Origin of the sequence: Sphingomonas sp. CCH5-D11 (genome assembly GCF_001557395.1) — a bacterium.
GTDB lineage: Bacteria > Pseudomonadota > Alphaproteobacteria > Sphingomonadales > Sphingomonadaceae > Sphingomonas.
In genome coordinates this window covers 83,377-103,477 of sequence record NZ_LSKH01000308.1, presented here as the reverse complement: position 1 = coordinate 103,477, position 20,101 = coordinate 83,377, and the positions used below count along the sequence as shown (strand labels likewise).

The following is a 20,101-nucleotide window of genomic DNA, read 5'->3' as shown; positions in this document are numbered from 1 at the left end:
GGCGTTGAAGAGACCCTTTAGCGTACGTTTTCGACCATCCTCTCACCGGTCCCCACGATGTTCCGGATCATCGCATCACCCGTCTGCGTCGGCAGGGTGAACGCTATTTCGCGGACGGATTGCGTGATCTGCCGGGCGACCGCCGCCACGCAATCCTTGCCGTCTGCGTATCGGAATGGCGACGCGCGATCGCCGATGACGTGGTCGAGACACATGACCGGATCGTCGGCAGGACCTGGCGGGAGGCCGCCCGGCTGTGCGATGACCGCATGGACGGAGCGCAACCGGAGGTCCAGAAGACCTTGCGCTCGTTCCGCGACATGGGAGCGGCCCTTCTCGAAGCGAAGAACGACGACGTGTCTCTTGAGGACGCCATCTCGTCCAGTCCGGGATGGACGGATTTGCAGACTCTCGTCGCTGTCGCGGCCCGATTGACGGATACGCTGTCATCGGACCCGATTACTCATGTCGTTCAGGGGCATAAGCGGTTTCGTCGATACGCGCCCCGGATGCTGCGGCTTCTTGAAATCGACGGGGCGGACGTGGCCAAACCCCTTCTTGACGCGGCTGAGCTGATCCGGCTGGGAGCACCTCAAGGTTTGTGACACGGACAGCGGTAAGCTGAACAGGTAGCGAACAGGGCGGCTCAGGCCACCTTGGCTCCGGGTCCGCCGGCGATGTTGAGTGCGCGGTAGCCGTCTTGATCGAGCTCGGCAGCGGCGTTTTGCCAGAGGTAATCGCCGGTCAGGCTGATGTGTCGCCAGCCTAGCGGGGCTACATGGGCGAGCAGCTCGTCGGGCGCGGGCTCGCCGCTGGCGCGCAGATGCTCGACGGCGCGGCCCATGTAAAGCGTGTTCCAGTACACGATCGCGGCGGTGACCAGCGTCAGCCCGGACGCTTTCAGCGCCTGGTTCTCGAACTGCGGATCGCGCAGGCGGCCCTGTTTGTGGACGAACACGGCTTGGGCGAGCGTGTGACGCGCCTCGCCCTTGTTGAGCCCAGCCTGACACTGCTGGCGGAGCGCCCTGGATTCTAGCCAGTCGAGCGTGAACAGGGTGCGCTCGATCCGGCCCAGCTCCTGGAGCGCGAAGTCGAGCCGGTTCTGGCGACGGTACGCGGCCAGCTTCTTCAGCATGACCGACGGTAGCACCACGCCGGCCTTCACGGACGCGGCGAGCCGGACGATCTCGTCCCAGCTTTCGCGGATGGCAGCGATGTTGAACGGGCGCCCGATCAGCTTCGCGAGCGCCTCGGGGCGGGCCGTGCCCGGGAACAGGCCGAGCCGGCGATCGGCTAGATCGCGCAGGCGGGGCACGAACCGGAAGCCGAGTAGGTGCGCGAGCGCGAACACGTGGTCGGACGCGCCGCCCGTATCGGCATAGTGGGTCGCGGGTTCGATGCCGCAGCCGTGCGCGACCAGCCCGTCCAGCACATAGGGCGCCTCCGCCGCGGTCGCCGAGATCAGCCGGACATGGTAGGGCGCGTAGGTATCGGCGACATGGGCGTAGATCTTCTGCCCCGGCTCCCGGTCGTAGCGCGCGTTGGTGCTGCCGGCCGCGCCCCGCCTGCCCGAGCGGAAGAACTGCCCGTCCGAGCTCGACGCGGTGCCGTCGCCCCACACGCGCGTGAGCGGCAGCGCGGCTTGCGCGTCCACCAGATGGCGCAGCCCTGCCGCGTAATTCTCTTCCGATACGTACCAGCCATGCGTCCAGGCGAGCTGGGCGTAGGTGACGCCCTGGCTGGCGTTGGCCATGCGCTCGATGCCGAGGTTCGTCGCGTCTGCCAGGATCGCGGCGAGCACGGCCTGCGGGTTGGAGTGGGCGCGGCCCGAGCGCAGTTCCGGAAATGCGCACAGGAACCCGGTGCGGGCTTCCACCTCGGCGAGCAGCTCGGTGATGCGCACGCGGGGCATGAGCCGGTCGACGGCCGCGTCCAGCCTGTCGGCCGCAGCGGGCGTTACGGCCGCGAGCGGGCTGACCCTGAGGTTACCGCCCCGCAGCTCCACGCCGTCGAGCGTGCCGCGCTTCAGCGAGCCTGCGAACCGGCGCAACCGCCAGTCGAGCAGCCTGGCGCGCCCCTCCAAGTAGCGGCCGACGTCGGTGTCGAACGGCAGCGTGAGCGCGATCTCGGCCGCTTTGCCGGGCGGGAGCATATAGCTGTCGAAGCGCAGGTGTTCGCGCGTACCCTCCACCCACAGGTCGCCCGATTGGAGCCGCTCGCGCACGGTCGCGACCGTGGCGGTTTCGTAGCGACGGCGGTCGATGACGCCGCCCTCGGTGATCGCCGCCTTCCATTTTCTGGAAAACGGCATGGGCGCATCGGCCGGTACGTCTCGCCGCCCGGTCGCGTTCAGCGCGCGCACGACCTTGATCGCGCCGAGCACGCCGTCGCGCGAGCCTGCCGCCTTGAACCGGAACGCGTCAAAAAACGCGGGCGCGTAGCGCCGCATCGTCATGTAGCGCCCCGCCGCGCGGATCAGCGGCTCGTCGCGAGTCAGGTCGGCGATCGCGGTCGCCTCGCTCTCGGCGTCCAGAAGCCTCGTCCAGCCCACCCCGTCGTCGAGCGCCGCCCAGACGTCCAACCCGTCCTCGCGCGCGACCCGGAGTGCGCCGACCGTGGCGCCCAGCAGCCGCATGAGCCGGTTCACGTCGCGTGTGGTCGCCTCGATGCCGCGCTTCTGCGCGGCCCTGGCCCTGGCGAACAGGAGGCCGGTCTGCTTGCCGAACATCTCGATCGCGGCGTCCGCGAGCCGCGCTTCCAGGTCGATGACGGCTGCGGCGAGTGTCGCGCGCCTTCTGCGGAGCGAGTAGTCGGACAGGAGGAACGCGGGCGCGACGTGGCCTTCGCGCACGAGCTGCTCGAAGCGGTGCTCGTGGATGCGGCCGGCCATGCCCGGGTCGAGCCCGAGCCGGCGCACGTGCGCGAGCCGGGCGAGAATGCCGGCGAGATTGCGCGCGGTCGGGCTGTCCGACGTGTCGCGCAGCCACGCGAGCGGCGTCGTGCTGCGATCCTGGTCCACGATCAGCAACGCATCCAGCCCCGTCACCTGCTCCGGAGCAAGCGCATCGACCAGCGTGTCGGCCGCGAGGCGGCGCGCCATGGCGCGCCCCGCCACCCCGATCCGCTCGATACGGGCGGGCGCGGGCAGAACGATCCGGGCAGCACGCAAATGGCCCAGCACTGCCGCGGCGATCGGCTTGCCCCGTTCGGTCGCTTCCGCCGCGCGGGTGGCTGCGCCGAGCGCGCCGGGGACGTCGGCCGCCTCGAACGCGCGCAGGCGCAAACGCTCCATCGCCTCCCAGGCGTGTTCGAGCCGGGTCTGGGCGCGATGCGCGTAGCCCTCGAACGCTGTGGGCGCGATGTCGAGTTGCGCGGCCAGGTGCCGGATCAGAAAATCGGGGACGACATCGTCGTGGCGTATGCCGAAGCCGGGATGACGCAGCAGGGCGAGGTGCAGCGCGAAGCCGAGCCGGTTGGCGTCGCCGCGCTTCGCTTCGATCAGTGGCCGGTCCTCATCGGCAACCGTGTAATGCTTGGCGAGCGAGGCATGGTCGAGGGGCACGCCGAACAACGCGCGGCGTTCGTCGCCCGTTAACAGATCGCGTCTGGCCATCGATCACCCCCTGTCCGGGAGCGTATAGTTTATGGCCGACACGTGCGAGGTGTCGCGTAACTCTCAAGTTTCGTGACAGCGGCCCTGACCGGTCACGCCACGAGGGCGGACGCTGTCGCAAATGTCTGTTGCTAATCAGCCGTGTTCCAATGCACATCTGCGACATGCTCCTCGGCTATGCGCGCGTATCTACCGACGATCAGGATCTCACGCTTCAAAAGACGGCACTGAAGGCGGCCGGATGCCGGCGGACATTCGAGGAGAAGGTGTCCGGCGCCAAGCGCGCCCGACCGGAACTCGACCGGATGCTGGAGCAGCTGCGCGACGACGACGTGGTTGTGGTCACCCGGCTCGATCGCCTAGCGCGTTCGACGCGCGACCTGCTCGACATCGCCGAGAAGCTGAACGAGGCGGGAGCGGGGCTGCGCTCGCTCGCCGAGCCCTGGGCCGACACGACCACGCCTGCGGGACGCATGGTGCTCACCGTGTTCGCCGGCATCGCGGAGTTCGAGCGCGAGCTGATCCACCAGCGTACCAGTTCCGGCCGCGCGGCAGCCATGGCGCGCGGCGTGAAGTTCGGGCGTAAGCCCAAGCTCACTCCGGACCAGATCGCGCTCGGACAGCGTCTCGTCGGCGAAGGCACATCGGTGCGCGAAGCGGCGAAGCTGCTGAAGTGTCATCATGCCACGCTCTATCGGGCGCTCAACCATCCGGCGCAGATGCCCGTACATCGCTCGACACGTTGATTGAGGAGTAGGATTTCGCCATGATCTTCGCGCTTCTACTAGCGGCAAGTTCGCCGAATTCCGCGCTGGAGGCGGAGCGGGCCTACTCGGAAGCTGTACTTGCCAGTGGCCGTCAGGCAGCGGCACGCAGTTTCGGTCCACAAAGCGACCCCTGGCCAATACAACATGCGCCCGAAACCGCGCGCTCTCCATCTGTGGCCAGCATGTTGCAAGCAGCCGAGAGTAGCCGAAGGTGGTGGCTCACAATGATGAGTGTCGAGAGCCATGCCGAGCGCAGACCCGAACTTGTCTTTCCGTCCTGTGATCCGAGCGGGTCGGCAGTTGTTATCGGCGGGCTGTACGATGGCGGAAATCGAGTTGGATCATATAAGACGCTTTGGCGGAACAGTGCTGAGGGGTGGCGCTGGGAAATCGACGACTATCGTCGGGATGGATCGAAGGCATTAGCGGCAGAAAGTTTACAAGCGATCGAACCTGAGTGCTCGGCAAAACTCACCAATGAACAGCTCCAAATCCAAGCCGTTAGCGATGCGAAAGAGATCGCGTCTGTTTTGCGACAGGAGCAGGCCGGCAAACAGGTCGACTGGTTGGCTGTTCCAAGACGAAGCGTGGCCGAAGACGTTATCTTTGTCGGCAACGATGGCCGACGCATCCGCAGGCTCCCCGCCAAGCTGCCCATTCGGCGCATAGCGGGTGCGTTATCGTCCGGAAGCAGTTACGATGAAACGCTACGGTGGAGTAGCCGCGTCCTGGACGGGTCTGCACAAGCCCATAGCTTTCAGATCACCCAGTGGCGCGGTCCCAAGAATGGATGGCAGATCGTCTACTACGAGCTCCGCGGGTGAAACATCACGAGAGGTGATCCGGTAACTTCCAACTCGTCCAACCTCACAAACCCACGAAACTTAATATACTTTGCGGCAACGCTCAGGCTTTTGTTGACCATTTGTTCCGACTGCCGCTGTCCATATGACAAACCTTGAGGTGCCCCCAGGTAGGAGCGCAGAGCGGCTTTCGCGGGCTTCCTCGAGACGAGTTTTTCGATCGGCTCGGCAACCACATCAACGAGATCAACGCCATTCACCCCTTCCGCGAAGGAAACGGACGCGCCATGCGCCACCACGCGGCGCAGCTCGCCCGCGAGGCCGGTCATCCGATCCGCATCGCCGCGATCGACAAGGATCGATGGATGGAGGCGTCGCGGCACGGCTTCCTGACCGGCGATCATCGCGGCATGGCCGCGGTCCTCTCGGCAGCGGCGATCAAGCGCGACCTCGCGCCCGAAGCGCGGATCGGCCCCGCCGGGATCGCCATGCTCCCCAAGCGCGCCCCGCCCGAGGGCCAACGCTACCGTGTGACGCTGACCAAGGCGCGTGAGGAGCTGGAACGCTATCTGCCGGCCGCCCGCCAGCAGGCGGCCGACCGCCTGCGCGGGCTGATAAGGGAAGGTGCGCCGTCCGCCGCCATCGCCAACGCGCGCACCGAACTCGCCTATGTTCGCCACGCCAAAGGGCCGATCTACCAATCGCACCTTCTCACCTATCTCGGGGTTCGTCAGGTCGATGCCGTCGTGACGCCCCAGCAGACGCCGTTGGAGCGGGTGCGGGAGATCGGCGCCGCGCTCGGCGTCCAGATCAACAGCCAGCAGCCGGCGCAGCTTCAGCGCGCCGTGCGATCGCTGGAGCGGCCGATCTTGCCCCCCGGCCACTCTCCGGGCCAGGAGCGCCTTGCTGAGCTGTTCCTGAAGAACACGGCGGAGAAGAACCAAGCCGATCCCCGCCTCGCGCCCGCGCAGGCGATCGTCGACGCGGCCATGAAGACCGCGCGCGATCGGGGCGAGAGCGCGCGCATGGCGGAAACCATCGGGGAGTCGACGCGCCAGCTCGTCGCCGATCGGATAAAGACGGGCGGATCGCTGGACAGCGAAATCAGCCGCGCGTCCCCGACGCAGGCGCCGCGCGATAAGGACCGGAGCCGCTAACGGCGTCCGGTTATTCAGCCAACCGATCGATGATCGGGCAATCAGGCCGATCATCGCCGTGGCAGGCCTGGGCGAGGCCCGTAAGGGAGCGCCGCATAGCTTCCAGCGCACGCACCTTACGACCCAGCTCGGCAGCGCGCGCTTCCGCCAATGCCTTTACCTCGGCGCTCGACCGACCGCGATCCGACCACAGACCGAGCAGCGTGCGGATTTCCTCGACCGGGAATCCCAAGTCGCGCGCATTGGCGATGAACCGCAGCCGGTGAACATCGGCGTCATCATAGTCCCGGTAGCTCCCGCGCCGAGGCGGCGCGGGCACCAGGCCGATCTTCTCGTAATGACGGATCATGCGTTGGGAGACGCCGCTGGCGTCCGACGCCGCCCCGATGTTCACAGCTTCACCGCGTTGAGCCGCAGCGCGTTCAGAACGACGGTGAAGGACGAGAGCGCCATTGCCGCGCCCGCTAGCATGGGTGATAGCAACAGGCCGGCGACGGGGTAGAGCACGCCGGCCGCGATCGGCACGCCGATCCCATTGAACAGGAACGAGAAGAACAGGTTTTGCCGGATATTCCGCATCGTCGCGTGCGCGAGCTTGCGGGCGCGCACGATCGCCGAAAGATCGCCGCGCGTGAGCGTCATCCCGGCGCTTTCGATTGCCACGTCCGTGCCCGTGCCCATCGCCAGGCCAACATCGGCAGCCGCCAGTGCCGGCGCGTCGTTGATGCCGTCGCCAGCCATCGCCACTCGCGCGCCGCTCGATTTCAGCTCGGCAACGATCCGGGCCTTGTCCTCAGGTCGCAGATCGGCGCGCACGTCGTCGAGCCCGCCCACGGCGCGCGCGACAGCATCGGCCGTCGTGCGATTATCGCCCGTCAGCATCACGACCCGAAGCCCCTCCTTACGAAGCGCGGCAATAGCCTTTCTAGCGCTGTCACGCACCGGATCGGCGACCGCGACCAGGCCGGCGAGCTGTCCGTCGACCGCGATCAGCATGACGCCCGCCCCTTCGCGCCTGCGACGGTCGGCGGCTTCCTCGAGCGGAGCGGGATGGGCCCCGATCCGGCGCAATTGAGCGGCGTTGCCGATCACGACCTGGCGGCCCTCCACCGTGGCGCTGACACCCAGCCCTGTTTGCGAGGCGAAATCCGCGACCGCGCCGAGCTGCACTCCGCGTTCCTTGGCGGCCGTGACGATCGCGTGGGCGAGCGGGTGTTCGGATTGCGCCTCGACCGCAGCGGCGAGCGCCAGCAGCTCGCCTTCCTCGATCGCGCCTGTCGCCTCGATGGCGACGAGCTTGGGCTTGCCTTCCGTCAACGTGCCCGTCTTGTCGATGACCAGCGTATCGACCTTCTCCAGCCCCTGCAGGGCCTCCGCATTTTTGACCAGCACGCCGGCGTGCGCGCCGCGCCCCGTGCCGACCATGATCGACATGGGCGTGGCGAGCCCGAGGGCGCAGGGACAGGCAATGACCAGGACGGCGATGGCATTGAGCAGGGCATGGCCCATGCGCGGCTCAGGGCCGACCAGCGACCAGATCACGAACGTCGCGATCGAGATGAGCACGACCAGCGGGACGAACCAGCCCGAGACGCGATCGGCGACCGCCTGAATTGGTGCACGGCTGCGCTGCGCTTCCGCGACCATCCGGACGATGCGGGCGAGCATCGTATCGGAGCCGACCGCGCGCGCCTCCATGACCAGGCTGCCCGTCGTATTGACGGTGCCCCCGGTGACGGGCGCGTCGACTTCCTTGACGACGGGCGCAGGCTCCCCGGTGAGCATGGACTCATCGACCGAGGACCGGCCCTCGACCACGACGCCATCGACCGGGATGGCTTCGCCGGGGCGGACCCGCAGCCGATCGCCCGCGGCCACGTCGGCAAGGCCGACCTCTTCCTCAGAGCCGTCCGAGCGCAACCGGCGCGCCGTCTTGGGGGCCAAGTCCATGAGCGCGCGGATCGCGCGCCCCGTCGCCGCCCTGGCGCGCAGTTCGAGCACCTGTCCGAGCAGCACCAGCGCCACGACGACGCCGGCCGCCTCATAATAGACGGGCACCATCCCGCCATGCGTGCGGAAGGTGTCAGGGAAGATGCCCGGCGCTAGCGTCGCGACCAGGCTGTAGAGGAACGCCGCGCCCACCCCGATCGCGATCAGGGTGAACATATTGAGGTGGCGGGTGCGGAGCGACTGCCACCCTCGCACGAAGAACGGCGCACCCGCCCACAGCACGATCGGTGCGGTGAGCGCGAGCTGGACCCAAGGGGACGCGGCCGGGCTGACGACATGCAGCCCGAGCATTTCGGCGAACATCGAGACGACCAGCAGCGGGATGGTGAGCACGCCGGCCACCCACAGCCGGCGCGTGAAATCGACCAGCTCGGGGTTGGGCGCATCATCGAGCGACGGTTCTTCCGGTTCGAGCGCCATGCCGCAGATCGGGCAGGTTCCCGGCCCTTCCTGGCGGATTTCCGGGTGCATCGGGCACGTCCACATCGCACCCGGCGTCGCCATCGGCTCAGGACGCGGCTTGCCGCTCAGATAAGCGTCAGGGTTGGCGACGAACTTCGCCCGGCACCCCGCGCTACAGAAATAATAGGCGTGGCCGTCGTGCTCGGCATGGTGCGCCGTTTTCGCCGGATCGACCGTCATCCCGCACACCGGGTCCTTTACGGTCGCCGCGGCGTCGCCATGATGATGCCCAGCGTGCGCGCCGAGGAAAGCATCGGGATCGGCGATGAACTTGGCCCGACAGCCGGCACTGCAAAAGTAAAAATCGCGCCCCTCATGCTCGGCATGATGCCGTGATTTCACGGGATCGACCATCATGCCGCACACAGGGTCTTTGACCATTTCGGCGGTATCTCCTGCCTTGCCGCCCGAGTAGCAGCCCCCCGGCTTGGCGTGATGGTGCTCGACGGGAGCCGGTGCGGCTGAGCCGCCCCCGCAACAGGACGAGGGCGCAGCAGCACGAGCCGGTTTGGGCGCGGGCGTGGGCTTCGAGCAGCCGCAGCCCCCGGCGTGGGAATGGGATTGAGGGTCGTTCATGGCGAGACTCCTTCGACCCGAGAGCATGTAAGGTCTGACACCGTGTCAGGGTCAAGGCACTATCGACATGGCGTGTATGCTGAATCTACGCGGCTGGGCTGCATTGCCCTCACAAGACTGCGACAAGCCCGAAACTCTCGACGCCATGAGGACCGCGGCTTAGGTCTATATTCCGGCTCGCTAGCACGGGCCGGGCAAAACGGGGACATATGGCGGCGCAGATCGATACCCTCTCCACAGGCGACAACCATGACGGGCTTGTCCGTCGCCTGATTTCCCGCTGGCGGGACGATCCGAGCGCGACCTATCGGAGTTGGTTCCTCTGGGACGAGCGGTTGAAGAACTTCCGTTCGATCCGGCGCGGAATCACCCAGGTGGTCGGCGAGATCGAGCGCGGCACGTTCGGCGTCGCCTATCGGGGATCATCGCTCGAAACCGTCGTCCACTCCGTCGCCGAACAGCGGCAAATCTTCAAAGGCGCGGATCACGCCTTTTTGTGGAAGCCTAAGCTCCGCATCCCCGACATTTACGAGAGCTCGGAGAACCAACGCGCGTTCGGCCGGCTGCTCGACGCCTGTTCGTGCTGCGATACGGCCGAGGAGATCATCGGCCATATCCACGCGATCGACCGCTTGAAGATCAAGGGGCTCGGGCCAGCGGTCGCGAACCTCCTCTACTTCCTTCATCCGACGCTTGTGCCGCCCTTCAACACTGCGATCGTGAAGGGCTACAACGCGCTGACCGGAGCAAACGTCAAGCTGGGGAGCTGGGAGCACTTCCTGGCGATGCGAACCGGCATCCTCGACCTGAACGACCGGCATCGCGACCTGCTGTCGAACGACCTTGGCGCGATCGGGGGCTTGTTGTTCGATGTAGGGTCCGACCGCTACCCCGCCCCTCCGCTCGACGGGAGCGGAGCGGCGTTGACGACGTGGGGCCAGCGGCTTGAGGCGGCCCGCGAGGAAGCGCGCACGCTCAGCAAGGCCGCGATGGCGGAGGGGGAGAACGAGCGCACCCATACCGAGATCCAGGCGTGGCTTCGCGATCTAGGGCTGGCGCTCGGCTACGACGTGTGGATTGCGGCGAACGATCGCAGCCGGTCCTTCAACGGATCGGCCTTGGGAGCGGGATGCCTTGAGCGCCTGCCCGACACGATTGCGACCTCGAAGGGCGCGGACTCCATCCGGTTGATTGACGTGTTGTGGCTTGAGCGGGACGGCGATCACGTCGCGGCGGCGTTCGAGGTGGAGCATTCGACGTCGATCTATTCGGGCATCGTCAGGATGCTCGATCTAGCGCTCAGCGGCAGCGACCTTCACGCGACCGCGGGGCTGTTCCTTGTCGCGCCCGACGCGCGCGAGGCGGACGTTCGCGCGCAGTTGCAGCGGCCCGCGTTCAGCCGCGTCGCCGACCTCGACATATCCTACCTCCCCTATGGCGAGCTGGAGAAGAACCGCGAGGCGATCGGCCGGTTCGGATCGGGGCTGAAAGCGATAAAGGCGATCGCCAGCAAGCTCGCATAAGCCGCCCTCGCTAAGGGGTAAGATCGGGGGCCACGTATCCTCTAGCAGTAGAGGAGAACCGCCGTGACGATGTCTTCCCCGGTTCCCTGGCTCGATCCGCTGTTGATCGTTTGGTTCGTGCTGACCGCGCTGTCCGTCGCCTACGTCGCGTGGAATGCGTTCACCCGCAATCCCGAGCTGAAGGTGATGAAGTGGGGCTGGCTGTTGGTCACGCTCTATGGCGGCCCGGTGATGGCGGCGGCCTATGTCCTGTCGTGCCAGGAGCCGGCGGCGCAGCGGCACGAGAACTTCGTTCGGCCGCTTTGGAAGCAGGCGTTCGGCTCCTCGATCCATTGCATAGCCGGCGACGCCACCGGCATCATCGTGGCGGCGGCGCTCACGACCGCGCTCGGCCTGCCGATGTGGCAGGATGTGATCGCAGAATATGTTTTCGGCTTCGGCTTCGGCCTTCTCATCTTCCAGGCGCTGTTCATGCGCGACATGGCGGGCGGCTCCTATTGGGGAGCGCTTCGCGCGTCCTTCATCCCCGAATGGTTGTCGATGAATGCGGTCATGGCCGGGATGATTCCGACGATGGTGGTGTTGATGAGCCGGGACATGGCGGCGATGCACGCCAGCTCGCTTCGCTTCTGGGGCGTCATGTCGCTCGCCACGCTCGTCGGCTTCGCTGTCGCCTACCCGGTCAACCTATGGCTCGTCGGTGTCCGCTTGAAGCACGGCATGGGCACGGTGCGTGCGCTCGGGCATGGCGGGCACGACATGGCGGCCGAAAAGGCCGGCGCCGCCCCCATGCCCGGAATGGAACATGGGACGATGGCCGGCATGGCAGGTATGGCCGATGGTCCAAGCGCGACGTCGGCGCAGATCGTCGCGATGGCCGTGCTGACACTGCTCGCGCTTGGCGCCGGGATCATCGTGGCGACGATCGGAGGCCGTTGGACGATGTGACGACGCTCTTCCGGCGCGCTCGACAAGGGATCGAGCGCTGCGCCGCGTATCTACAAATGGGCGGGGCCAATGGAAGGACGAACGATGCACCATCAGATGAGCGCCGAGATGCAGGAGTGCATGGACGCCTGCCACCAATGCCATGTGACCTGCCTGTCGATGGCAGTGAACCATTGCTTGGAAGCAGGCGGCCGCCACGCCGAGCCGCAGCACATCAAGATCATGCTCGACTGCGCGCAGATATGCTCGGTCGCGCTGGACTTCATGGCCCGCGGCTCCGAGCATCACCGTCATATCTGCCGCGAGTGCGCCGAGATTTGCCGTGCGTGCGCGCAGAGCTGCCAGGGGCTCGACGGCATGGAGGATTGTGTCCAAGCCTGCCTGCGTTGTGCCGAGGCGTGCGAGAAGATGGCGGCCTGACCACCCGCTAGCGCGGGCGGTCGGCCGCCCGCGCACCGGGCGCCGCGTTGCTAGTGCCCCATCCGCGCGATCACGTCGAACAGCTCGCCAGTAAACTTCGTCAGCAGCTCGGCTGCGGCGCTCCCGAACACGATCAGGCAGACGCCCAGGGCGATGAGCTTGGGGACGAAACTCAGCGTCTGTTCGCTGATCGAGGTGGCGGCCTGAATGATGCTGATAATCAGCCCGACGATCATCATCGGCACGAGCAGCACCACGCAGATCAGGCCGACTACGACCAGCATCCTGCCCGTCTCGTCGAGAAGGAGGGATTGATCCATCAGGCGCAAGCGCCTGTCGGGCCGGGGAACGCGAGGGCTCCCCGGACGCGCATCACATCGCCGAGGCAGGCGGGGAGAGCGTGCCCAGCCAGGCAACGAGCCCGAGGATCGCAACGACGCAGGCCGTCTCGACCGCGAGGCTTGTCCGCAGCGCGCCGAGTGCGCGCCCATGATCGGAAGCGGCGATCGACCGCTCGAATGCCGGCGTCAGCCGGAAACGGTTGAGCGAGGCGAGACCCAGCATGGCGACGAACAGCGCCAGCTTGGCGAGGAGGAGCTGACCATAGAGGGTCGCCGCGAGCGCGGTGACGTTGCCGATCCCGACCAGCATCCAACCGTTGACCAGGCCGGTGACGACGATCGTGCCGACCACAACCGTTCCCACTGTCCCGAACCCATGGAGCGCGCGGTGCGTCAGCCCGAGATGCGCCGCGTCAACGCGTGCGGCAGGCCGGGAGACGAGAAGGATCAATCCAAGCAGCGCGCCGACCCAGGCACCCGAGGCGATTAGGTGGAGAATATCAGCGGCAAGATGGACCCAGCCCATCGCGGCCTCGTCCATTGCCCCGTGCCCCGTCCATGCCAGCGTCCCGAGCGCGACAGCCGAGCATAGGGCGACGATGCCTAGCCAAGCGCCCCGACCACCGGCGAGCATGGCGGCCAGTGCCGCCAGGGCGAGCACGACCATTCGGAGCTTCCAGGCCACCCCGATCGCTGAGCCCGTGAGTAGGGCGCCGACCGCTTCTTGGTCGACCGGCCAAGCTGGCGTTCCCGCCATCGAGGAGACCATCAGCACGACCCAAACGGCCGAAAAGATGAGGGCGAGCGCCGCGCTCACGACGAGCCACGGGCGCAACGCGAGCGCGTCGCCGCGCTCGCCTGCCCGCAGCCCATAGAGGCCGAATGCGGAAAGGCCAAACAGCGCCGCCAGCGTCAGGTAAAGCGCAAAGCGGACACCGATCAGCCACCAGTCCCCCATCGCCTTACTTCACTGTGAAGGTATAAGTACCGGCGATCTTGTGCGTGTCGGTCGAGACGACATTCCAGGCGACATTGTAGCGCCCCGAGTGGAGCGGCGCCTTCGGTGTGACGACGAGGGTCTTGCCATCGGAGGCAAGTGCTGCGGTGCTGGCGATCTTCATCTCCGGCATACCGGGCATGGCGGCCATGATCAGATCAGCCTTGGAGAAGGCTGGCACGAGCTTTTCGCTGAAACGCAGCTCGAGGCGAGCGGGCTTGGCGACCGTCGCGTTAGCGGCCGGGCTGGCGGAAACCAGTTTGGGATGCGCGTAGGCTGTGCCGGCGAACGTTAGAGCGGCAGCAGCAGCAGTCAGAACAGATAAGCGACGCATAGAGGGGCCTTTCAACAGGAGGTTCCTGTCCTTCATTACGCGCCCCGTTCGACCATCCCTCAAAGACATTTGGTGAGGGATGAGAGCAGCGCTTGCGTAATCCATGCTAAGGGGACGGAGTGAACGACATGAACGACCTCGACGCAGTATTGACGAGGCTGGCGCGGGCCCCGGTGCCCGCGAGCCTCGATGGAATCGAAGCCAGGGTGCTCGCGCGCATTGCTGCGCGACCAGCCGCCCGCACCGGCATGGGCCTAGGGGCCATGACGATCGCGTTTGCGCTCGTCATGGGGATTGTCGGCGCGGGCGTGCCGGCAAAAGAGGCTAGCGCGGCCTCGACGCTATCTCCGCTCGGACCAGTGTCGCCGCTCGCGCCCTCGACCTTGCTCGTCGGCGCGCCATGAGCGGCCGCACCCGCTTGGTACTCTGCGTCATCGCGTGCTTCATGGCCGCGATCGGCGGTGTGTTCGTCGGACGGGCGCTTCTCCCGCCGAAAGCACAGCCTGGGGCAGAATTGCACGACGTGCTGCATCACAAGCTGGCGCTGGACGCAAACCAGCAGGCTCGCCTTGAGGTGTTGGAACAGCGGTTTGCGGTGCAGCGTCGCGCCTTCGAGCTTGAGTTGAGAGCCGATAATGCAAGGCTGGCGGAGGCGATCGAAGCCGAGCACGGCAACGGCCCCCGTGTCGCCGCGGCGGTCGATCGCAGCCACGCGGTCATGGGCGAGCTACAGAAGGCGACGCTCGCGCACATATTTGCCATGCGAGAGCTTCTCCGGCCCAATCAGACTGGGCAGTTCGACCAGGCGGTGGTGAAGGCGCTCACCGACGACGCCCGGTGAGTTCTGGCGAGTGAGCTTCGATTGGACGGCACTTTCCGAGGGTGAGCTTGCGACGCTCAGCATCGCGGGGCGGGAAGCCGCCTTCGCCGAGATCATGCGCCGTCATCGCCAATCCGTTTTCCGCGTGGTGCGAGCCTGCGTCGGTGAAACCGACGAGGCGCTGGACCTGCTACAGGAAACGTTTGTCGCAGCCCATCAAGCCATGCCTCGCTACGATGGCCAGCGTTCGATGCGTGCGTGGCTGTCCACGATCGCGATCAACAAGTGCCGCGATTGGGGACGTAAGCGGACGGTTCGCCGTTTCCTGTCGTTCGCGACGCCGATCGGCCCCGAGGCCGAGGCGGTTGTTGACGACCAGGTGGGGGCCGATGATGCGACCGGCGATCGGCAGGAGTTGGACCGCGTGACACGGGCCATCGCCGGCCTTCCTGCCACGCTGAAGGAGCCTTTGGTGTTGCGAACCATCGAAGGGCTTAGCCAAGCTGAGACCGCGGCCGTTCTATCGATTAGCGAAAAGGCGGTGGAAACGCGCCTCTACCGTGCCCGTCAGAAACTAGCGGCATCGCTAATGTAAGGCGATTGCCGCAGTCCTCTGACGGAATCAGGCGGCGCGAGGGATGCGTGGTCGATCTGCGTATTCCGGATATGGGGGATACACAGGACGCGCGTCGCGACGACGGCAAGTCGATTAACTCTGGGCGCGATGACCCGGAGCCGGATCATGGTGCCTTTGTGGCGATGGATGCCATGCGCGGCGCGCTCGCGATCATCGTCGCGTTCGCGCATGCATGGTATCTGTTGATCGAAGATTATTCCGGCCAAACATCGGTCTTGGCTGCAGCCGCGTATTTTCTCGCTGGCTATGCACATGCAAGCGTCATCCTGTTTTTTGTTTTGAGCGGCTATTGGATCACTCGCAGCGTCGAGCGCCGGGTCGTGGTGGGCTGGCGATGGCCGAATTACCTGATCGACCGGCTCGCCCGGTTGCTGGTGGTCCTGTTGCCCGCGCTGGCGATCGGCGGTGTGCTCGACGCGATTGCCCTTGTTGGCATCGAGTCAACAACACACAGCGGTGCGACCGATACCTACGTGCTCCGCAGGAACGTCGGTGATGCGCTCAGTTGGCGCGTATTGCTCGGCAATATCTTTTTCTTGCAAGGCATTGTGGTCGCACCATTCGGCACAAATGGTCCGCTTTGGAGTCTGGCCTACGAGTTCTGGTTCTATATCTGGTTTCCGGCCATCATCGTTAGCTGGCGCACACGCCGTATTTCACCGTTTCTACTAGCGATCGGCCTTGCGTGGATCGTACCGCATATGGTGATCGGCTTTGGCTGCTGGCTTTGCGGTGCCGCGCTTTACCGGGCAACTCGTGTGCGAACCGATGAGGACCGCCGCCCCCCGCTTCGCGGCATCTGGTTGAGCGTTGCCAGCGCCGCCCTGACCTTGATGCTGATCGCTGTACGAATTATCGGCCTGGCATATCTGGAATTGGCGCTGGCAGCGACATTCGCGCTTTTTCTCTATGTGCTGCTGCTGGTCGATCCGCCTGCCCCCCGCTGGCTGCAGCCGCTAGCTGCCTATGGCGCGCAGGCCAGCTTCTCGCTTTATGCTCTGCATTTTCCAGTGATCGCGTTCGCGGCGGCTATGCTGCTCAGTTCCGAGCGGATGCCCCCGACCGCAGCCAACATCCTCCTTATGGGAGGAGCGCTCGCATTGGCCATTGTCGTGTGCTGGGTCTTTGCGCGATTTACCGAGAGGCACACAGGGACCGTGCGTTCGTTTTTGACTTCCAGGCTACTCGCCAGTCGCAGCCCCCGTGTCGAGTGACCCGGATGCCGATCAGCGTGCGTCGTTTTTCACAAAGGTTGAGGGCTATGTGAGCGCGTTGCGTATCAAGATTAGATGGACATTTCTGATCGAGAGCTTGAGCATCGCATGAGCCGCACTATCGACCGTCGCCAGGTACTACGCGGCGCCGCCCTGACGGGCGGCGGGCTGGCGCTTTCAGCTTATATGCCTGCGTGGGCGCAGCCCCTCTCCCGCGGCATTGTCGAGCCGCTCCCGACTGTTTCGGGAACCGACATCGCGTTGACGATCGACAGTTTCAAACTTCCCGTCGATGGCAAGTCAACGCCAGCAATCGGCGTCAACGGCACGGTGCCGGCTCCGCTCATTCGCTTGAAGGAGGGGCAGAAGGTCCGCCTGTCCGTCACCAACAATCTCGACGAGGACAGCTCGATCCACTGGCACGGGCTGCTCGTGCCCTTCGCGATGGACGGCGTGCCCGGGATCAGCTTCCCCGGCATCAAGGCGCGCTCGACCTTCGTTTACGAGTTCCCGATCATCCAGTCGGGCACCTATTGGTATCACAGCCATTCCGGCGAGCAAGAGCAGGGCGGCCTCTACGGGCCGATCGTGATCGATCCGGCAGGCACCGACCCGATCGCATTCGACCGCGAGCATGTGATCGTGCTGTCCGACCATAGCCAGATGACAGGCGAGCAGATTTTCCGCAAGCTAAAGCAGATGGGCGGCGCCTACTTCAACTATCAGCGGCCGACCCTCGCTGGCTTGCTTGCGGGTCGCGAAATGCCCCTCAAGGACCGCATCGACTGGGGCAAGATGCGGATGGACCCCGCCGACATCGCCGACGTCACCGGATCGACCTACACCTTCCTGGTGAATGGCTACGGGCCGTATGACAATTGGACGGGGCTGTTCAAAGCGGGCGAGCGGGTCCGCTTGCGGATCATCAACGCCGCAGCCCAGACCAATTTCAACGTCCGCATTCCCAACCTGCCGATGACCGTCGTGCAGGCCGACGGGCAGAATGTGCGCCCGGTCAAGGTGGACGAATTCCAGATCGGCGTCGCCGAGACCTTCGACGTGATCGTGACGCCCGAGGATCGGGCCTATAGCTTCGTTTCCGAGGCGATCGACCGTTCCGGCATGGGGCGTGCGACGCTTGCTCCGCGTGAAGGCATGATCGCGCCGGTTCCGCCGCTCCGCCCGCGCACGCTGCTGACCATGACCGACATGGGCATGGACATGAGCAGCATGGGCGGGATGCAGGGCATGTCCGGCATGGAGGGCATGTCCGGCATGAAGGATAAAGGGCCGGTCGCGAAGCGCGGGCTCGATCCGACCGTCATGCAGAATGCCTCGCGCAACTTGTGGAAGCTGACCGGCTGGAAGGGACCGACCGATCACGGAACCGTCGCGGTCGGCGCCGCAATGGCGGGGATGTCCGGCATGGACCACAGCCAAATGGGCAGCGCTGCCATGCCGGGGATGGATCACAGCCAGATGGCGGCGGGCGGTGCCGGCATGGATCACGGCCAGATGAGCGGCGGCAGCATGGCCGGCATGGACCATAGCGCGATGCAGGGCGGGTCCGGCCAGGCTGGCGGGATGGCCGGCATGGACCACGGCTCAGGCGGCGGGATGAGCATGAACATGCGCGACCCGAAGAATGCGCCGGGAGTCAAGATGGGGCCAGGCGTTCAGACCATCTCGCCCTCCCCCACGGATCGCAGCGGCGAACCTCCCCAAGGGCTGGAGGACGTCGACCACCGCGTCCTTACCTATCGCGACCTCGTTGCGCTTCAGCCCAACCCGGACGTGCGCGCGCCGTCACGTCAGTTCGAGATCCATCTGACGGGCAACATGGAACGCTACATGTGGGGCTTCGACGGTCAGAAGCTCAGCGACCCGGCCGACCCGATCCCGTTCCGCAACGGTGAGCGGGCGCGGATTACGTTGGTGAACGACACGATGATGCCCCACCCGATCCACCTCCACGGCCACTTCTTCGAGCTGGTGACGGGGCACGGCGACCATGCGCCGAGGAAGCACACGGTCAACGTGCCGCCCGGAGGCAAGATGACCTTCGACCTGACCGCCGACGCGCCGGGCGATTGGGCGTTCCACTGCCATAATCTCTATCACATGACCGCGGGCATGATGCGGGTCGTGACGGTTCGGCCGCTTGAAGGAGCAGCGGCATGAGGCGGCTGATAGCGGCGTTCGCCGCCGCCACCATGCTCGAAATGGCAACTCCCGTCGCCGCTCAGTCGATGCAGGGCATGGAACACGGCTCTATGCCGGGGATGACGATGCCGATGCCGGCCAAGAAGAAGCCGGCAGCAAAGCCCGCGACGAAGGCCAAGCCAGCAGCCGCGAAGCGGGAAGCGGCTCCGGCCAAGCGGAACGCTGCCCCGATTGCCGGTAGGAAGGGTATGGATCACGGGACCATGCCGGGCATGGATCATTCGACCATGCCCGGGATGGATGAGGCCGCGCTGCAGGGCGGTCAGCACGACATGCAGGCGATGCCGGGAATGCAGATGCCCGGAAGCAGCCAGACGCCCGCTCAGGGCGCGCAGCAGCCGATGCAGGGCATGGATCATTCGGCCATGCCGGGCATGAACATGCCGGCGGACCAGGGCAGCGGCCACGACATGTCGGGAATGCCCGGCATGGCCGGAATGCCCGGCATGGCGACGGAGGGCGTGCAGCAGACCGGGACCGCGCTTGCCGCAGGGAACGAACCGGCCCCGCCCCTCCCGACCGACCATGCGGCCGATAGCGTCTATGGCGCAGACGCGATGGCGATGGGTCGCCACCACCTTCAGCAGCATCACGGTGGTCAGAACTTCAATCAGGTGCTGTTGAACCTTGCCGAGTATCAGTTTCGCAACGGCCGCGACGGCTATCGCTGGGATGGCGAGGCATGGTTCGGCGGGGACATCAATCGCCTGTTCGTCAAGACCGAGGGCGAGGGAGCGTTCCGCGAGGGCGTCGAGAGCGCCGAGGTGCAGGCGCTCTACAGCCGGGCGATCGGCCCCTATTTCAACCTACAGGCCGGCGTCCGTCAGGACTTAGGGCCGTCCCCGAAGCGCACCTATGCGACCGTAGGATTCGAGGGACTGGCGCCAGGCTTCTTCGAGCTGGAGGGCGCGCTGTTCCTGTCGAACAAGGGCGACGTGCTTGGGCGGCTGGAGGGCTATTACGATCAACGCATCACCCAGCGGCTGGTCCTGCAACCGCGCGCCGAGCTCAACTTCGCGGCGCAGGACGTTCCGGAAAATCGGATCGGATCGGGCCTCTCCAATGCCGAGCTGGGGCTTAGGCTTCGCTACGAGATTAGGCGCGAGTTCGCGCCCTACATCGGCGTGTCGTGGGACCGTCGGTTCGGCGATACCGCGCGCTTCGCCCGGGCAGATGGCGACAAGGCCACGTCCCGCAGTGTCGTCGCCGGCATCCGCATGTGGTTCTGAGCGCGCCACCGCAGCGTCGCCGTGCTG

18 protein-coding genes and 1 pseudogene are annotated in these 20,101 nt (G+C 65.9%); 13 read left to right on the top strand and 6 right to left on the bottom strand.

The features are described from left to right. Positions 1-56 precede the first annotated feature (56 nt). Positions 57-578 (top strand): annotated as a pseudogene (locus AX702_RS22245) (Tn3 family transposase); the annotation flags it as partial. A 68-nt stretch (positions 579-646) separates the two neighbouring features. Here the strand turns inward: AX702_RS22245 and AX702_RS19425 are convergent. Further along, entirely contained in the window at positions 647-3,613 is a 2,967-nt protein-coding gene (locus tag AX702_RS19425; RefSeq protein ID WP_018250482.1) for a Tn3 family transposase, read from the bottom strand. Between the two features lie 164 nt (positions 3,614-3,777). Here AX702_RS19425 and AX702_RS19420 point away from each other — a divergent pair, with 164 nt between their 5' ends. The 3 genes from AX702_RS19420 (at position 3,778) to AX702_RS19415 (ending at position 6,340) form a co-directional block, all read left to right on the top strand. After that, complete coding sequence (locus AX702_RS19420) at positions 3,778-4,359, top strand: recombinase family protein (protein WP_007406331.1); 582 nt, start codon at positions 3,778-3,780, stop codon at positions 4,357-4,359. Between the two features lie 20 nt (positions 4,360-4,379). Further along, the gene (locus AX702_RS22240) at positions 4,380-5,204 is read left to right on the top strand and encodes a hypothetical protein (protein ID WP_126014483.1); all 825 of its coding nucleotides are present in this window, start codon (positions 4,380-4,382) and stop codon (positions 5,202-5,204) included. Positions 5,205-5,338: 134 nt separating this feature from the next. Further along, complete coding sequence (locus tag AX702_RS19415; RefSeq protein WP_231731956.1) at positions 5,339-6,340, top strand: Fic family protein; 1,002 nt, start codon at positions 5,339-5,341, stop codon at positions 6,338-6,340. A gap of 10 nt (positions 6,341-6,350) precedes the next feature. Here AX702_RS19415 and cueR read toward each other — a convergent pair whose 3' ends face one another. Together cueR and AX702_RS19405 are read right to left on the bottom strand one after the other, a co-directional pair. Continuing rightward, positions 6,351-6,734: a Cu(I)-responsive transcriptional regulator gene (cueR, locus tag AX702_RS19410; RefSeq protein ID WP_066782022.1), complete on the bottom strand. Its 384-nt coding sequence runs from the start codon at positions 6,732-6,734 to the stop codon at positions 6,351-6,353. After that, positions 6,731-9,193 carry a heavy metal translocating P-type ATPase gene (locus tag AX702_RS19405; RefSeq protein ID WP_082746369.1) on the bottom strand — a complete coding sequence of 821 codons (2,463 nt, stop codon included), beginning with the start codon at positions 9,191-9,193 and terminating at the stop codon, positions 6,731-6,733. Before AX702_RS19405 ends, cueR begins: the two co-directional genes overlap by 4 nt. Before the next feature lie 404 nt (positions 9,194-9,597). Between AX702_RS19405 and AX702_RS19400 the strand changes: the two genes are divergently transcribed. The 3 genes from AX702_RS19400 to AX702_RS19390 all read left to right on the top strand — a co-directional run bounded on the left by AX702_RS19400 (position 9,598) and on the right by AX702_RS19390 (position 12,279). Next, the gene (locus AX702_RS19400; protein ID WP_066782021.1) at positions 9,598-10,911 is read left to right on the top strand and encodes a type II restriction endonuclease; all 1,314 of its coding nucleotides are present in this window, start codon (positions 9,598-9,600) and stop codon (positions 10,909-10,911) included. Between the two features lie 69 nt (positions 10,912-10,980). Next, positions 10,981-11,859 (top strand): DUF4396 domain-containing protein, encoded by an 879-nt coding sequence (locus AX702_RS19395; RefSeq protein ID WP_231731957.1) that lies wholly within the window; start codon positions 10,981-10,983, stop codon positions 11,857-11,859. An 84-nt stretch (positions 11,860-11,943) separates the two neighbouring features. After that, on the top strand, positions 11,944-12,279 hold the full coding sequence (locus AX702_RS19390) for a four-helix bundle copper-binding protein (protein WP_066782019.1): 336 nt from the start codon (positions 11,944-11,946) through the stop codon (positions 12,277-12,279). A gap of 50 nt (positions 12,280-12,329) precedes the next feature. On the opposite strand, the gene AX702_RS19385 is transcribed toward AX702_RS19390, so the two are convergent. The 3 genes from AX702_RS19385 to copC are packed head-to-tail and all read right to left on the bottom strand — an operon-like array spanning position 12,330 to position 13,951. Beyond that, positions 12,330-12,599: a flagellar biosynthetic protein FliQ gene (locus AX702_RS19385; protein WP_066782018.1), complete on the bottom strand. Its 270-nt coding sequence runs from the start codon at positions 12,597-12,599 to the stop codon at positions 12,330-12,332. 52 nt (positions 12,600-12,651) lie between these two features. Beyond that, positions 12,652-13,578 carry a copper homeostasis membrane protein CopD gene (gene copD, locus AX702_RS19380; RefSeq protein WP_066782017.1) on the bottom strand — a complete coding sequence of 309 codons (927 nt, stop codon included), beginning with the start codon at positions 13,576-13,578 and terminating at the stop codon, positions 12,652-12,654. Between the two features lie 4 nt (positions 13,579-13,582). Further along, complete coding sequence (gene copC / locus AX702_RS19375; RefSeq protein ID WP_066782016.1) at positions 13,583-13,951, bottom strand: copper homeostasis periplasmic binding protein CopC; 369 nt, start codon at positions 13,949-13,951, stop codon at positions 13,583-13,585. 128 nt (positions 13,952-14,079) lie between these two features. Between copC and AX702_RS19370 the strand changes: the two genes are divergently transcribed. From AX702_RS19370 to AX702_RS19345, 6 genes are all read left to right on the top strand, one after another. Then, on the top strand, positions 14,080-14,355 hold the full coding sequence (locus AX702_RS19370) for a hypothetical protein (protein ID WP_066782015.1): 276 nt from the start codon (positions 14,080-14,082) through the stop codon (positions 14,353-14,355). Further along, a complete protein-coding gene (locus AX702_RS19365) occupies positions 14,352-14,792 on the top strand; it encodes a periplasmic heavy metal sensor (RefSeq protein WP_066782014.1) in 441 nt (146 codons plus the stop codon). Before AX702_RS19370 ends, AX702_RS19365 begins: the two co-directional genes overlap by 4 nt. Before the next feature lie 10 nt (positions 14,793-14,802). Then, positions 14,803-15,366 (top strand): RNA polymerase sigma factor, encoded by a 564-nt coding sequence (locus AX702_RS19360; RefSeq protein WP_066782013.1) that lies wholly within the window; start codon positions 14,803-14,805, stop codon positions 15,364-15,366. Between the two features lie 47 nt (positions 15,367-15,413). Further along, positions 15,414-16,622 (top strand): acyltransferase family protein, encoded by a 1,209-nt coding sequence (locus AX702_RS19355; RefSeq protein WP_156455600.1) that lies wholly within the window; start codon positions 15,414-15,416, stop codon positions 16,620-16,622. Between the two features lie 108 nt (positions 16,623-16,730). Continuing rightward, positions 16,731-18,803, top strand: coding sequence for a copper resistance system multicopper oxidase (locus AX702_RS19350; protein WP_066782037.1), 2,073 nt, complete (start codon positions 16,731-16,733; stop codon positions 18,801-18,803). Then, the gene (locus tag AX702_RS19345) at positions 18,800-20,074 is read left to right on the top strand and encodes a copper resistance protein B (protein ID WP_066782011.1); all 1,275 of its coding nucleotides are present in this window, start codon (positions 18,800-18,802) and stop codon (positions 20,072-20,074) included. Before AX702_RS19350 ends, AX702_RS19345 begins: the two co-directional genes overlap by 4 nt. Positions 20,075-20,101: the final 27 nt, after the last annotated feature.

Excerpts from the sequence above, each read along its gene's own strand:
- AX702_RS19425 (WP_018250482.1), bottom strand. The coding sequence starts at position 3,613 with ATGGCCAGACGCGATCTGTTAACGGGCGACGAACGCCGCGCGTTGTTC.
- AX702_RS19420 (WP_007406331.1), top strand. The coding sequence starts at position 3,778 with ATGCTCCTCGGCTATGCGCGCGTATCTACCGACGATCAGGATCTCACG.
- AX702_RS22240 (WP_126014483.1), top strand. The coding sequence starts at position 4,380 with ATGATCTTCGCGCTTCTACTAGCGGCAAGTTCGCCGAATTCCGCGCTG.
- AX702_RS19405 (WP_082746369.1), bottom strand. The coding sequence starts at position 9,193 with ATGGTCAAAGACCCTGTGTGCGGCATGATGGTCGATCCCGTGAAATCA.
- AX702_RS19400 (WP_066782021.1), top strand. The coding sequence starts at position 9,598 with ATGGCGGCGCAGATCGATACCCTCTCCACAGGCGACAACCATGACGGG.
- AX702_RS19395 (WP_231731957.1), top strand. The coding sequence starts at position 10,981 with ATGTCTTCCCCGGTTCCCTGGCTCGATCCGCTGTTGATCGTTTGGTTC.
- AX702_RS19390 (WP_066782019.1), top strand. The coding sequence starts at position 11,944 with ATGCACCATCAGATGAGCGCCGAGATGCAGGAGTGCATGGACGCCTGC.
- AX702_RS19385 (WP_066782018.1), bottom strand. The coding sequence starts at position 12,599 with ATGGATCAATCCCTCCTTCTCGACGAGACGGGCAGGATGCTGGTCGTA.
- copD (WP_066782017.1), bottom strand. The coding sequence starts at position 13,578 with ATGGGGGACTGGTGGCTGATCGGTGTCCGCTTTGCGCTTTACCTGACG.
- copC (WP_066782016.1), bottom strand. The coding sequence starts at position 13,951 with ATGCGTCGCTTATCTGTTCTGACTGCTGCTGCTGCCGCTCTAACGTTC.
- AX702_RS19370 (WP_066782015.1), top strand. The coding sequence starts at position 14,080 with ATGAACGACCTCGACGCAGTATTGACGAGGCTGGCGCGGGCCCCGGTG.
- AX702_RS19365 (WP_066782014.1), top strand. The coding sequence starts at position 14,352 with ATGAGCGGCCGCACCCGCTTGGTACTCTGCGTCATCGCGTGCTTCATG.
- AX702_RS19350 (WP_066782037.1), top strand. The coding sequence starts at position 16,731 with ATGAGCCGCACTATCGACCGTCGCCAGGTACTACGCGGCGCCGCCCTG.
- AX702_RS19345 (WP_066782011.1), top strand. The coding sequence starts at position 18,800 with ATGAGGCGGCTGATAGCGGCGTTCGCCGCCGCCACCATGCTCGAAATG.